The 12307-nt window shown below is 47.6% G+C and carries 13 protein-coding genes; 7 read left to right on the top strand and 6 right to left on the bottom strand.

All coding sequences use genetic code 11. The annotated features are described in order from the left end of the window. Positions 1 to 98: 98 nt before the first annotated feature. Entirely contained in the window at positions 99 to 257 is a 159-nt protein-coding gene (gene rpmH, locus IEV19_RS13555) for a 50S ribosomal protein L34 (protein ID WP_188371268.1), read from the bottom strand. Positions 258 to 407: 150 nt separating this feature from the next. Here rpmH and IEV19_RS13550 point away from each other — a divergent pair, with 150 nt between their 5' ends. Both IEV19_RS13550 and IEV19_RS13545 read left to right on the top strand, forming a co-directional pair. Then, positions 408 to 1295, top strand: a complete 888-nt coding sequence (locus IEV19_RS13550) for a DUF6263 family protein (RefSeq protein WP_188371267.1) — start codon at positions 408 to 410, stop codon at positions 1293 to 1295. A 4-nt stretch (positions 1296 to 1299) separates the two neighbouring features. Then, positions 1300 to 1815: a DUF2892 domain-containing protein gene (locus tag IEV19_RS13545; protein ID WP_188371266.1), complete on the top strand. Its 516-nt coding sequence runs from the start codon at positions 1300 to 1302 to the stop codon at positions 1813 to 1815. Between the two features lie 9 nt (positions 1816 to 1824). Here the strand turns inward: IEV19_RS13545 and IEV19_RS13540 are convergent, their stop codons facing one another. Together IEV19_RS13540 and IEV19_RS13535 are read right to left on the bottom strand one after the other, a co-directional pair. Further along, on the bottom strand, positions 1825 to 2784 hold the full coding sequence (locus IEV19_RS13540) for a lytic transglycosylase domain-containing protein (RefSeq protein WP_188371265.1): 960 nt from the start codon (positions 2782 to 2784) through the stop codon (positions 1825 to 1827). A gap of 45 nt (positions 2785 to 2829) precedes the next feature. Continuing rightward, positions 2830 to 3492 (bottom strand): alpha/beta fold hydrolase, encoded by a 663-nt coding sequence (locus tag IEV19_RS13535; RefSeq protein WP_188371264.1) that lies wholly within the window; start codon positions 3490 to 3492, stop codon positions 2830 to 2832. Positions 3493 to 3666: 174 nt separating this feature from the next. Between IEV19_RS13535 and IEV19_RS13530 the strand changes: the two genes are divergently transcribed. Then, entirely contained in the window at positions 3667 to 3960 is a 294-nt protein-coding gene (locus tag IEV19_RS13530; RefSeq protein WP_188371263.1) for a GNAT family N-acetyltransferase, read from the top strand. Between the two features lie 28 nt (positions 3961 to 3988). Here the strand turns inward: IEV19_RS13530 and mtaB are convergent, their stop codons facing one another. The 3 genes from mtaB to IEV19_RS13515 all read right to left on the bottom strand — a co-directional run bounded on the left by mtaB (position 3989) and on the right by IEV19_RS13515 (position 6938). Beyond that, the gene (gene mtaB, locus IEV19_RS13525) at positions 3989 to 5317 is read right to left on the bottom strand and encodes a tRNA (N(6)-L-threonylcarbamoyladenosine(37)-C(2))-methylthiotransferase MtaB (RefSeq protein WP_188371262.1); all 1329 of its coding nucleotides are present in this window, start codon (positions 5315 to 5317) and stop codon (positions 3989 to 3991) included. 84 nt (positions 5318 to 5401) lie between these two features. Continuing rightward, on the bottom strand, positions 5402 to 6577 hold the full coding sequence (locus tag IEV19_RS13520; RefSeq protein ID WP_188371261.1) for a GlmU family protein: 1176 nt from the start codon (positions 6575 to 6577) through the stop codon (positions 5402 to 5404). Between the two features lie 109 nt (positions 6578 to 6686). Further along, positions 6687 to 6938 carry a type B 50S ribosomal protein L31 gene (locus IEV19_RS13515; RefSeq protein WP_188371260.1) on the bottom strand — a complete coding sequence of 84 codons (252 nt, stop codon included), beginning with the start codon at positions 6936 to 6938 and terminating at the stop codon, positions 6687 to 6689. A gap of 161 nt (positions 6939 to 7099) precedes the next feature. Between IEV19_RS13515 and IEV19_RS13510 the strand changes: the two genes are divergently transcribed. The 4 genes from IEV19_RS13510 to IEV19_RS13495 are packed head-to-tail and all read left to right on the top strand — an operon-like array spanning position 7100 to position 12196. Beyond that, a complete protein-coding gene (locus IEV19_RS13510; protein ID WP_188371259.1) occupies positions 7100 to 7606 on the top strand; it encodes a DUF4199 domain-containing protein in 507 nt (168 codons plus the stop codon). Positions 7607 to 7660: 54 nt separating this feature from the next. After that, positions 7661 to 8635, top strand: coding sequence for a glycosyltransferase family 2 protein (locus IEV19_RS13505; RefSeq protein ID WP_188371258.1), 975 nt, complete (start codon positions 7661 to 7663; stop codon positions 8633 to 8635). 28 nt (positions 8636 to 8663) lie between these two features. Beyond that, complete coding sequence (locus IEV19_RS13500) at positions 8664 to 10373, top strand: phospho-sugar mutase (RefSeq protein ID WP_188371257.1); 1710 nt, start codon at positions 8664 to 8666, stop codon at positions 10371 to 10373. After that, entirely contained in the window at positions 10373 to 12196 is a 1824-nt protein-coding gene (locus tag IEV19_RS13495; RefSeq protein WP_188371256.1) for an ABC transporter ATP-binding protein, read from the top strand. The genes IEV19_RS13500 and IEV19_RS13495 overlap by 1 nt, the downstream gene beginning before the upstream one ends. The last annotated feature ends 111 nt before the right edge of the window (positions 12197 to 12307 follow it).

The raw sequence follows: 12307 nt of genomic DNA, 5'->3' as shown, positions 1-12307 counted from the left end.
GTTCTAATTGTTATTTCGTGATTCAACTGTGATTACAGCGCAAAAAAAAGGTGCTACTTGGAGAAAGTAACACCTTTATATCGCTAATTATCAATCATTTACTTTTTGTGTCGAGGCTCAGAAGATACGCTTAATTTCCTTCTTCCCTTCGCTCTTCTGCTGGCAAGAACCTTCCTTCCGTTGGCCGAGGCCATACGCTCCCTGAATCCGTGTTTGTTCCTTCGCTTGCGCTTTGACGGTTGAAATGTCCTTTTCATGCTAGTCTTTAATTTGTGCGAGAATTTATACCTCGCTCCTTTTCAAAATCTGGGCGCAAATATACGAAGAGTTTTTTCTTTGCCAAATCGATTTGAAAAATATTTAGGATAGTTTTTAGTACTTTTGCCGCAAGTAAGAACAGCGCATCCATGCACCTCAAAACCTTAGCATTTTTTGTCAGTCTTCTGGTATTTTCTCCCTTCAGTAATGCGCAGGAAAAACTGCAGTACAAACTGAAAAAAGGAGACGTGTTCCACGTGCGGCAAGTTGCGCGACAGGACATAGTGCAGGAGATCGATGGAGCAGCTCACGAGGTGACCAACGACCTCAGCGGCACCCTGGAATTCAAAGTTACCGGGAAGACGGAGGACACCTATTCCATCGACATCACCTTCCAGGAACTTTTTATGAAGATGACCTCGAGCATGCAGGGGGTTGTCCTTGAGGTAAATGCACAAGATCTGGAACCAGACAACGTACAATCCCGCATTTTCCACAGCCTGCTCAATGAACCTGTTCATATGACCATGAGGACCAACGGAGACATCGTGGAGGTCAAAGGAGGCGACAGCATCGTGGCTAAAATGATCCGGGCTTCCGGACTGCAGGAGGCCTTTGCCGTCAACATGCTCAGATCGTCCCTTAAAAATGAATTCGGATCCAAAGCCCTGTCTGACAGTTACAAGCAGATGACCTATATTTATCCAGACAAAAATATCAAGGTGGGAGACACCTGGAAAAACAGTTATTCAGGAAAACTGAACGCCAACACCCTCTGGAAACTAGATTCACTGGACGGTAAGAAGGCCTCGATTAGCGGAACAGCTGAAATCGTTATGAAGATCGAAGAGCCGGCTACAACCATGGTGTTGGACGGCACTCAAAACACGAGTGTCACCACCGACCTCAGATCTGGTTTTATCCTCAAGATGAAAGTGGAAGGAATTTCGAAAGGGTATTCGACCCTTGCCCAGATGGGGACACAGAAGATCCCCACGACGATCACCTCCTCTATAACCTATGAATTAATCCAATAGAAATATGTTCAATAAAAATATCAAGCTGGTCCTTACGGCTGCCATCGTAGCTTACGCCATCTATCAATTTGTGGAAGGATATATCGGAAATGGAATTTTCCTCATCCTCCTCTCCCTCATTTTCGTATTCCTGTATTTCAGGAATGAGATTATCCTCCTCGCTTTCCTGAGAATGAGAAAACAGGACATGGAGGGAACGGAAAGATGGCTGGAGAAGATCAAAAATCCCGAGGCCGCCTTAACCACCAAACAACAGGGTTACTACAATTACCTCTTCGGTATCATTTATTCACAAAAGAACCTCACCCAGGCAGAAAAATACTTCCGCAAGGCCCTGAAACTGGGACTGAATATGGATTATGACCTGGCTATGGCCAAATTGAGCCTCGCCGGGATCGCCATGCAAAAAAGGAGAAAAAGGGAGGCAACCACCCTTTTACAGGAAGCCAAGAAGCTCGACAAGAACAATATGCTCGGCGAGCAGATCAAAATGATGCAGCAGCAGATGAAAAAGATCTGATGCTTCCCCTTATCGGGACACCGTATAATAACCCTTTTCCGGGATTTCTATGGTGTACTCTTTTGCGGAGGCATTATTCAGATGGGGTTCCCTTAACCAGGGGTTGTGCCGCTTCAGGATCTTGTAATTAATCCCGTATTCTTTGGCAAAGGTCGCAAAGTCCTCCACCGGTTTGTCAATCTTCACATTAAATGTAGGGACATTGGCATACAGGTCTTCCTTCCCGAGCTCAAAACCGTATTTTTCAGGATGTGTCAGGATCTCTTTGATCGCCAGGATCCTGAATACGTACCTGCCGGTCTCCTCCCCTAACAGGAGATTGTAATAATCTGTCTCCTGTTGGATGCCCATGTACCGGTTGATCGCTCCGGCGCCCGCATTGTATGAGGCCGCAGCCAGGGTCCAGCTGCCAAATTTTTCCTTGTTCTTTTTCAGGTACTCGCAGGCCAGCTGGGTAGCCATGCCGAGGTGGTAACGCTCATCGACATTGCCATTGACCTCCAGACCGTACTCTTTTCCCGTCCCCTTCATGATCTGCCAAAAACCGGCAGCACCTGCTGGGGAAACTACATTCTGTAATCCGCTTTCGGCCACGGCCAGGTATTTGAAATCATCCGGGATCCCATTTTTAGCAAGTATGGGCTCAATGACCGGAAAATATTTATTCGCCCTTTTCATCAAGAGAACGGCATTGGACTGCCAGTAGGTGTTTACGAGGAACTCACGATCAATCCTTTCCATGATCTCCGGATCTTCCTGAGGCACTTTCTCCCCCGCAAAATTCAGGTCGGCCGGAATCTCTATGGCCGTGATGCGGTATTCCTCGGCAACGCTCTTATCGGAATTATCAACAATAGTTACCTGCTTTTCAGGTTCATAGGAAAGATGACCCTGCTGTACGGCAAATATCAGGGTGCTCCCGATAAAGAGCACGCCACATATCATCAGAATAGACTTTATAATTTTCATGGTTTTCTTTTTTGAAGGTACTCAAAGGTATAAATAAGAACTTCCTCAATCCAAAATAATTGCAGGTAAACGTTCATTGAACCATTTATATCTGTGAATGATCATAGTATGGGTGCCATTTTTAACTGATATACAGTCTTTTATATACTGTTTGGGGAAGACAGCATCTTTTTCTCCGTGGATATGAACGACACCAGGATCACATTCGCTTTGACTCCAATTAACGATCTGGTCGAGCGCCCAGTCCAGGTAGTATTTATCCCTGACATCCAGGTATTCCTTATAGAGATCGATGCGCTGGGTAACGGTCTCACCGAAGGCATATTTCGCCACCAGATCGAGATTGTTTACCAGACCTGTCGGAAGTAGTTTGTGAAGACGGGTATATTTTGCGAATACGAGTCGCTTCGGCATTTCGGACCTCTTCTTGACACTGGAGATGATGATCACTTTTTTTACGGGCATCTGCCTGGCCATCTCCTGCACCAGCATCCCACCGAATGAGACGCCTATCAGTACGGGATCAGTTTCCCCGATCTGTTCATTCATCTTTCTTGCGTATGCAGACAGGGTCATCCCCTTCTCCGGAACGAACCATTCCAACAGGTGGATCACAAAACGGTCCTCAGGCAATCGGATGTTCTTAAAGATCTTGCTATTCGCTGCCATTCCAGGCATCATATACACATGAATCTTTTGCTCCATCATATCATACCGAACATCATATTTCTTAGGAATTTAGCATTTTTTTCACTACTTTTGAAGTCCGTCTGAATTGGAAACGAGGATTTTAGTAACCTCTTTTCAATTTTATTTTGCAGCCCAACCAGATTACGATAGTATCGTAATTTTTTTGTCTGAAACCACTATAAAACTAACTATATGAATCAAATAGTCATTAACGACAATAGTTTCTTGCGACAGTTCGAGACTAGGGTAAACGGTCATCTGGCAAAGATCGAATATTCGTCCCAGGAACGAAAGGTATTCCTGACCAAGCTGGTCATACCCGAGGAGATCTCTTCGGAAGGATTCCACGAGGAATTCATAAAGTCAGTGCTGCACCACATACAGGAAAAGAACCTGAGGGTAGTTCCCACAAGTCCGCAGATCGCCGGTTTTTTAAGAAAGAACAGGCAGTACAAGGAAATGTTGCCCGTAGGCATCAGGATCTAAAAAGTTCAACCTCCTTCCGGAGGTTTTTTTATGCCGTAATACTTTCGGGAATAAAATCAAATCTGACCAATCCGTCCTCATCAATACGCGTCAGTTCAATCCTGTGCAATGTATTGACAAGAGCCGGATCCCATGGCGCCTTCACCTTTACGTAGTTCTCGGTGAACCCGTGAATATATCCGCCTTTGTTCTCCCCTTCAAAGAGGACGGTGCGATATGTTCCCAGCTGACTTTCATAGAAGGCCCTCCTTTTTTTGACCGACAGGCCCCTAAGCATTTTGCTTCTCTTGTTCCGGATCTTCATCGGCACCGGATTGGGCATGCGTTCTGCTTCCGTATTGGCGCGCTCTGAATACGTAAAAACGTGGAGGTATGAAATGTCGAGTTCATTCAGGAAGTGATATGTCTCCAGGAATTCTTCTTCCGTCTCCCCGGGAAAGCCTACGATCACATCCACTCCTATACACGCATGAGGCATGGTCCTTTTTACGTGTGCCACCCGCTCTTCGTATAATTCCCGCAAATACCTGCGTTTCATTCGCTTTAGAACAGCATTGCTCCCACTCTGCAGCGGAATGTGGAAATGAGGTACAAAGGTCCTGGAACGCGCTACAAAAGCTATGGTCTCGTCCCTTAGGAGGTTGGGCTCAATGGAGGAGATACGCAAACGCTCTACCCCTTCTACCCTGTCCAGCGCCTGGACAAGTTCAAAGAAAGTGTGTTCGTGTTTCTTGTTTCCAAATTCCCCCTTGCCGTAATCCCCAATGTTGACCCCGGTCAGGACGATCTCTCTGATACCCTGGCCTGCGATCTCAGCTGCGTTTTTCAGCACATTGTCGAGCGTATCACTTCTGGAGATCCCTCGGGCAAGGGGAATGGTACAGTAGGTGCACTTGTAGTCGCATCCGTCCTGTACTTTTAGAAACGCACGGGTCCTGTCACCCAGGGAATAACTTCCCACATAGAAGTCGGCTTCCTGTATCTCACAGGAATGCACAACCCCCATATCGTTCTTGCTGAGGTCTGAGAGGTAGTCAGTGATCTTGAATTTTTCAGTGGCCCCGAGTACCAGGTCCACGCCATCCACCGCGGCAAGCTCTTCAGGCTTAAGCTGGGCATAACAGCCCACGGCGATGAGAAAAGCGTCGGGATTCTGCTTCTGGGCCTTTCTGACGATCGTTTTGAATCGCTTGTCGGCATTCTCGGTGACGGAGCAGGTGTTGATGACATAGATGTCTGCCTTCTGCTCAAAATCGACCTGTTCATAGCCCAATCCCGTAAAACTCCTCGCGATAGTGGAAGTTTCCGAGAAATTAAGCTTACAGCCCAGGGTGTAAAAAGCGACTTTCTTTTTCATGCTCCTCATTCCAGATCAAAGGCGGGCAAAGATACGGCTTTGGTTTCGGTATGAAAAATCAGGATGACAGCAACTGGTGTACACCTAGTACTTTCTCCACTTCTTTGTGATCTCGAAGACGTGTTCCAGGATGGCCGCTTCTTTCTCGTCGAAGGTCCTTCCCCTCCTCGCCATCATCACTTTGGCCGCTTCAAAGGCCTTTTGTGTGTGGTAGGTGGAGAATCCGGTGGCACCTCCCCAGCTAAAACTGGGCACGAAATTCCTGGGGAATCCGGGTGTGTAAATATTGCAGTTCACCCCGATCACAGTTCCCGTATTGAACATGGTGTTGATGGCAGTCTTGCTGTGGTCCCCCATCATCAGCCCACAAAATTGCAACCCGGTCTGGTCGAATCGTTCTGTGGCGTAATTCCAGAGCCTTACTTTGGCGTAGTTGTTTTTGAGGTTGGAGTTATTGGAATCGGCTCCAATATTGCACCATTCCCCGAGGACAGAATTTCCGAGGTAGCCGTCGTGGCCCTTACTCGAATATCCGAAAATAACAGAGTTATTGATCTCACCACAGACCTTACCGTAGGGTCCAATGGTGGTGGGGCCGTAGATCTTGGCGCCCATTTTTACCACCCCGTGCTCACATAATGCAAAAGCTCCCCGGATCATATTCCCCTCCATGACCTCAGAATCCTTTCCGAGGTAGATAGGCCCTTCCGTGGCATTCAGGATACTGAACTCTACTTTAGCCCCCTCTTCCAGAAAGATATTTTCAGGGTTGATGACCCTGTTCGAGCCAGGGATGGGAGCACTTTTCCGATCCTGGGTAATCAGGTCGAAGTCCTGCTGTAGGGCCTCCCCGTTTCGGGAAAAGATATCCCATGTATGTTTTATCCTGATGACCTCACCCTTCCACTGCTCTTTATTCAGCACTGCGAGATCCGATGCGCTTTTGGGTTCTGAAGACCGGTAAGCCACCAGAGTTGAATCTATAAAAAGTGCCGATCCGGCCTTTAAATCGCGGATCGATTTGACCAGTTCAGGAACAGGAAGAAAGGAGGGATCAATATATATGTTATCAGACTCGGACTTAAGAGGGTATTTGATCTGCAAATATTCTTCTGTGAGGTAGGAGATCTCGAACTGGAGGTATTTTTCCCATTTCTCGCGGAGTGTCAGAATCCCGACTCTGATCTCCCCCACTGGCCTGGTGAAGGTAAAAGGCAGGAGTGAGGTCCTTACTTCACTGTCGAACAAAATGTAGTTCATGCCTGAGAATTTTAGTCAAATGTAAAAAAATAACGCCCCCGATCAGGATCGGAGGCGTTTGTTTATGATGAACTCCTGCTTTTAGCGGACAAGAGTACAATTTTTTAATTTACTTCTTGAACTTCTTGTACTTGTTCTTGAATTTATCGATCCTTCCGGCGGTATCTACCAGTTTGGCCTTCCCTGTGTAAAATGGATGGGAAGATCTGGAAATCTCAAGCTTTACAAGGGGATATTCTACCCCATCAACCTCGAGGGTTTCTTTGGTCTCTGCTGTAGACTTAGTGATGAACACGTCGTCATTAGACATGTCCTTAAATGCTACCAGTCTGTAATTCTCCGGATGTATACCTTTTCTCATCGCAATACGTCTTCAATTTCAGGCTGCAAATGTAATTATTTTTTTTAGCATTGCACAACAAGTAGAACAAAATCCTTCTTAAAAAATTGTACCTTGGAGGTGTAACAAATCGGCCTTAAAAGCCACTAACTAATCAGTAAACCCAAAAAATAATCAACGAAATGGAACAAACGCAACCTAAAATTGGAAAATTCTCACTCAATTACGGCCTGATCCTCGGTGCCGTTAGTGTGGTATTCGGTCTCATGCTCTTCTCCATGGACGCCCATACGTCTCAGGACACCAGCAATACGGTGATCGGGATCGTACTGGCAGTGGCCATAGTGATTTGGGCCCTGATCAATTTCCGAAAGGCCAATGAAGGAAAGCTTTCCCTCGGGCAGGCTATCAAAATGGGAATCGGTATCTGCCTCGTCTCCGGGGTTATCTATATAGTTTATCTGATCCTGCTGGCCAATGTCCTGGACACTGATTTTATCACCAAAATAGCCGAGAATACCAAAAGAGCAGCTGAGGAAGCAGGTGTTATGACAGCAGAACAAATCCAACAACAATACCAGGGTACGATCGATTATTTCTGGATCTCATATCCCTTTATCCTGATCGCGAGCGTGATCCAGGGTCTTATAATCGGGTTGATTGGTGGCCTTATCTTCAAAAAATCCTAAGCACTCCTTTTAAAGGATTGTTGTATTTTTGAAAGGAAGAAGCATTGATACTCCATGAGCTTATCCATTGTCATTCCTTTACTGAACGAAGAAGAATCCCTGAAAGAACTACACGATTGGATCGCATCAGTGATGCTGTCCAATCGTTTTTCGTATGAGGTCATCTTTATAGACGACGGGAGTACGGATGGGTCCTGGGAGATCATCACCCGCCTCGCTGCCGAAAATGAAACCGTCAAGGGTATTCGCTTCCTGAAGAATTTTGGTAAATCCCAGGCCCTGCACGCCGGATTTCGGAGAGCCACAGGGGATATCGTCGTCACGATGGATGCCGACCTGCAGGACAACCCCGAAGAGATCCCGGAATTGGTTAGATTGATCGAAGAAGAGGGATACGACCTGGTTTCCGGTTGGAAAAAGAAACGGTATGACCACGCCCTGACCAAGAACATCCCCTCCAAACTATTTAACTGGGCAGCCCGCAGGACCTCCGGTGTGAAGTTGCACGACTTCAATTGTGGCCTTAAAGCCTTCCGAAAGGAGGTGATCAAGACCATAGAAGTGAGTGGAGAGATGCACCGTTATATCCCGGTCCTGGCCAAAAATGCCGGGTTTTCGAAAATAGGGGAAAAGGTTGTGCAGCACCAGGCCCGTAAGTTCGGGAAGACCAAATTCGGGGCCGACCGCTTTATCAATGGTTTCCTCGATCTGATCACCATCTGGTTTGTGTCCAAATTCGGGAAGAGACCCATGCACCTCTTCGGAGCTTTGGGTGTATTGATGTTTATCATCGGATCGGGATTTGCCCTTTACCTGGGGATCGACAAGCTCTTTATCAACCCTACGGGCAGGTTGCTGAGCGAAAGGCCGCAATTCTATATCGCCCTGACCTCCATGATCATAGGAACCCAATTCTTCCTGGCCGGTTTCCTCGGGGAGATCATGGTACGATCCCGAAAGAATGAACCCCGGTATACGGTTTCCGGAGAAATAAACCTGGTGCCCAGGGCAAAGGAATATTCTTCTTAAATTTACACGGATTTCCAACACAATTCCCATGAATGACATCCTAGCGACGGCCAAGACCTGGCTCACCGATTTTTTTGATCCAGCAGTCAAGAAAGAAATACAGCACCTCATCGAGAATGATCCCGAAGAATTGAAGGACCGGTTCTATAAGAATATGGAGTTCGGCACTGGCGGGATGCGGGGTGTTATGGGAGTGGGCACTAACAGGATCAATAAATACACCCTGGGAAAAAGCACTCAGGGGCTGAGCAACTACCTTCGCAAGGTCTATCCGGATACGTCCCTGAAGGTTGTGATCGCGTACGACTGCCGTCATAACAGCGATACACTGGCCAGAACTGTGGCCGAAGTGTTTTCAGCCAACAAGATCAAGGTATATCTCTTTTCGGAACTGAGGACTACGCCAGAGCTGTCCTTTGCCGTCCGGCACCTGGGTTGCCAGGCCGGGGTAGTACTCACTGCCTCCCACAACCCGCCGGAATACAATGGATACAAGGTCTACTGGACTGATGGAGGGCAGATCGTCCCACCCCAGGACAAAGAGATTATTGGGGAGATCAACAGGCTGAAAATAGAAGATGTTAAGTTCAAAGCTGATGAATCTTTTATCGAGCTCATCGATAAGGAAGTAGACGAAGCATTTATAAACGATTCCGTGCAAAACGGCAATTTCAACGCCCCCGGTAAAGACGACTTCTCTATCGTCTTTACTTCCCTACACGGAACCTCCATTACAGCGATCCCGGAAGTGCTGAAAAGGGCCGGATACAGCAAGGTCACCATCATTGAGGAACAGGCAAAACCAGACGGGGCATTCCCCACAGTAGTATCCCCTAACCCTGAAGAACCGGAAGCCCTTACCCTGGCGATGAAAAAGGCTGAGGAGATCGGGGCAGACATGGTAGTGGGAACCGATCCCGACAGTGACCGCCTGGGAATCGCGGTAAGAAACCCAGAGGGAGACATGGAATTGCTGAACGGGAACCAGACCATGGTCCTGATGACCAAGTTTTTACTGGACCAGCACAAGAAGAAAGGATTCAAAGGCAATGAATTCATCGCCTCCACCATTGTATCCACACCCATGATGCAGGACCTGGCCGATGCCTATGGGGTGGAATGCAAGACTTCCCTCACCGGATTCAAATGGATCGCAAAGATGATCGTGGATTACCCTGTACAACATTTTATAGGTGGAGGGGAAGAGAGTTTTGGTTTTATGGTTGGCGATTTCGTCCGCGACAAGGATGCGGTCACCTCTACCCTGCTGGCCTGTGAGATCGGATCTATGGCGAAGGCCAAGGGCAGTTCTTTTTATGAGGAGCTGATCAAATGCTATGTGGAATTCGGATTCTACAAGGAAAAATTGGTTTCCCTGACCAAAAAAGGGATGAGTGGTGCACAAGAGATCGCACAAATGATGCAGGATTACAAGGAGAATCCAGTGAAATCCCTGGACGGCTCTGAGGTGATCACCGTTGACGATTACAATACCTCCACCTCCACAGACCTCAGGACGGGCAAGGTCACCCCCATCGCCCTCCCGAAGTCGAACGTCCTCATCTACACTACCGAAGACGGCACCCGCATGGCAGCCCGGCCGAGTGGTACTGAGCCTAAGATCAAATTCTATTTCTCAGTGAATACAGAGCTGAAAAATGCGGCTGATTTCAAAAAGGTCAATGAGACCATGGACACCAAATTGTCCCGAATCCTGCACGAACTGAACCTGGACTGATGAACTACTTCAGAAAGATCCTGCGTTTTGCGGTACCCTACCGGAAATACGCCTTTCTCAATATCTTTTTCAATCTCCTGTACGCCTTGTTCAGCGCCCTGTCCTTTGCAGCACTGATCCCCATGCTGGACGTGCTTTTCAAGCAGACCGAGAAGGTGTATGATGAACCTGTCTATACGGGTATTGGGAACCTTAAGGACTATGCGCAGGAATACCTGAGTTACCGTCTCACCTCCTATTCAGAATCGGATGAAATGCAGGCTCTCGTGCTGGTGATCGGTCTCGTTCTAGTGCTTTTCCTTCTGAAAAATCTATTTAATTACCTGGCGATGTACTTCATTACCTTTCTCAGGAATGGGGTGCTCAAAGACATCAGGAATAACATGTATAGAAAGATTACGGAGTTGCCCATCGCTTTTTATTCCGAAAAGCGGAAAGGGGATGTGATCGCAAGGATCACTTCAGACGTCCTGGAGATACAGCATTCCTTTCTCTCAATCCTGGAACTCCTGGTAAGAGAACCGCTGACCATTCTTTTCACGATCGCTGTCATGTTCTTTATCAGCGTGAAGCTTACCGTCTTCGTATTTATCTTTATCCCATTAGCGGGTATGATCATTTCCCGCATCGGAAAATCCCTGAAAAAACAGTCGGACCGGGTACAGAGGGAACAGGGGGAATTCCTCTCTATCGTGGAGGAAACACTTGGGGGATTGAGAGTGATCAAAGCTTTTAATGCCGAGTCGAGGTTTTTCAAGGTTTTCAGCGCCTCCACCGAACGGTTTTTCCATTATTCCAACAAACTCCTTAACCGTCAGAACCTGGCGAGTCCCACCGGTGAGTTCCTGGGTATTGTGGTCATAGGGGTTTTGTTGTGGTTCGGGGGAAAGATGGTCCTGGTAGACAAGACTCTGGATGCGTCTTCTTTTATCGCGTATATGGGGCTGGCCTATAATATTCTCACCCCGGCTAAGGCCATCAGCAAGGCGTCTTACGGCGTAAAGAAAGGAAATGCCGCCGCCGAACGGGTCCTGCAGATCCTCGAGACTGAAAACCCTATCAAGGATGCAGAAGATGCCCTGGATAAAAGTGAATTTCAATCGGCCATCACCCTGGAAGACATCTCATTCAAATACGAAGAGGATTGGGTGCTCCAGAACTTCAGCCTTGAGGTACCCAAAGGCAAGACCGTAGCCCTGGTAGGACAATCCGGTTCCGGTAAAAGTACCATCGCAAACCTCGTCACCCGATTTTACGATGTGGACCAGGGGGAGATCAAGATCGATGGGGTCAATATCAAAAGCCTGACGAAACAGTCTCTCAGGGGACTCATGGGGCTGGTCACCCAGGAATCCATCCTGTTCAATGATACCGTGCGAAACAACATAGCACTGGGCAGGGAAAATGCGACAGATGATGAGATCGTGGAAGCGGCGAAGATCGCCAATGCCCATGAATTCATCTCCCAGCTTCCCCAGGGTTATGATACCAATATAGGGGACAGCGGAAACAAGTTGAGCGGCGGACAGAAGCAACGGTTATCCATTGCCCGGGCAGTGTTGAAAAACCCTCCTATCATGATCCTTGATGAGGCCACTTCCGCCCTGGATACGGAGAGCGAGCGCCTGGTTCAGGACGCCCTCGAAAAACTGATGGCCCATCGTACCTCCCTGGTGATCGCCCACCGCCTTTCGACCATACAGAAAGCAGATGCCATTATAGTTTTAGATAAAGGAAAGGTCCTGGAAACAGGTACCCACGAGGCTCTGATGGCTAAGAAAGGGGTCTACCACAAATTGGTGGCCATGCAATCCTTTGACTAAAGACTTCATAGTCCCGACCCGTGATTCGGTATTAAAATTGCTACATTTAACCTTAAACGGTCGTCGGATTAAACCTTTGGCGTAAAACACCGTCTTAGGGAAATAACAGAC

The organism is Muriicola marianensis (genome assembly GCF_014638095.1).
Taxonomy (GTDB): domain Bacteria; phylum Bacteroidota; class Bacteroidia; order Flavobacteriales; family Flavobacteriaceae; genus Muriicola; species Muriicola marianensis.
This window is presented reverse-complemented; position numbering and strand designations above follow the sequence as displayed.

Coding starts and splice junctions, on each gene's coding strand:
- IEV19_RS13520 (WP_188371261.1), bottom strand. CDS start 6,577: ATGAACTACATTTTGTTCGACAGTGAAGTAAGGACCTCACTCCTGCCT.
- IEV19_RS13535 (WP_188371264.1), bottom strand. CDS start 3,492: ATGATGGAGCAAAAGATTCATGTGTATATGATGCCTGGAATGGCAGCG.
- IEV19_RS13530 (WP_188371263.1), top strand. CDS start 3,667: ATGAATCAAATAGTCATTAACGACAATAGTTTCTTGCGACAGTTCGAG.
- IEV19_RS13505 (WP_188371258.1), top strand. CDS start 7,661: ATGAGCTTATCCATTGTCATTCCTTTACTGAACGAAGAAGAATCCCTG.
- IEV19_RS13515 (WP_188371260.1), bottom strand. CDS start 6,938: ATGAGAAAAGGTATACATCCGGAGAATTACAGACTGGTAGCATTTAAG.
- rpmH (WP_188371268.1), bottom strand. CDS start 257: ATGAAAAGGACATTTCAACCGTCAAAGCGCAAGCGAAGGAACAAACAC.
- IEV19_RS13500 (WP_188371257.1), top strand. CDS start 8,664: ATGAATGACATCCTAGCGACGGCCAAGACCTGGCTCACCGATTTTTTT.
- IEV19_RS13540 (WP_188371265.1), bottom strand. CDS start 2,784: ATGAAAATTATAAAGTCTATTCTGATGATATGTGGCGTGCTCTTTATC.
- IEV19_RS13550 (WP_188371267.1), top strand. CDS start 408: ATGCACCTCAAAACCTTAGCATTTTTTGTCAGTCTTCTGGTATTTTCT.
- mtaB (WP_188371262.1), bottom strand. CDS start 5,317: ATGAAAAAGAAAGTCGCTTTTTACACCCTGGGCTGTAAGCTTAATTTC.
- IEV19_RS13495 (WP_188371256.1), top strand. CDS start 10,373: ATGAACTACTTCAGAAAGATCCTGCGTTTTGCGGTACCCTACCGGAAA.
- IEV19_RS13510 (WP_188371259.1), top strand. CDS start 7,100: ATGGAACAAACGCAACCTAAAATTGGAAAATTCTCACTCAATTACGGC.
- IEV19_RS13545 (WP_188371266.1), top strand. CDS start 1,300: ATGTTCAATAAAAATATCAAGCTGGTCCTTACGGCTGCCATCGTAGCT.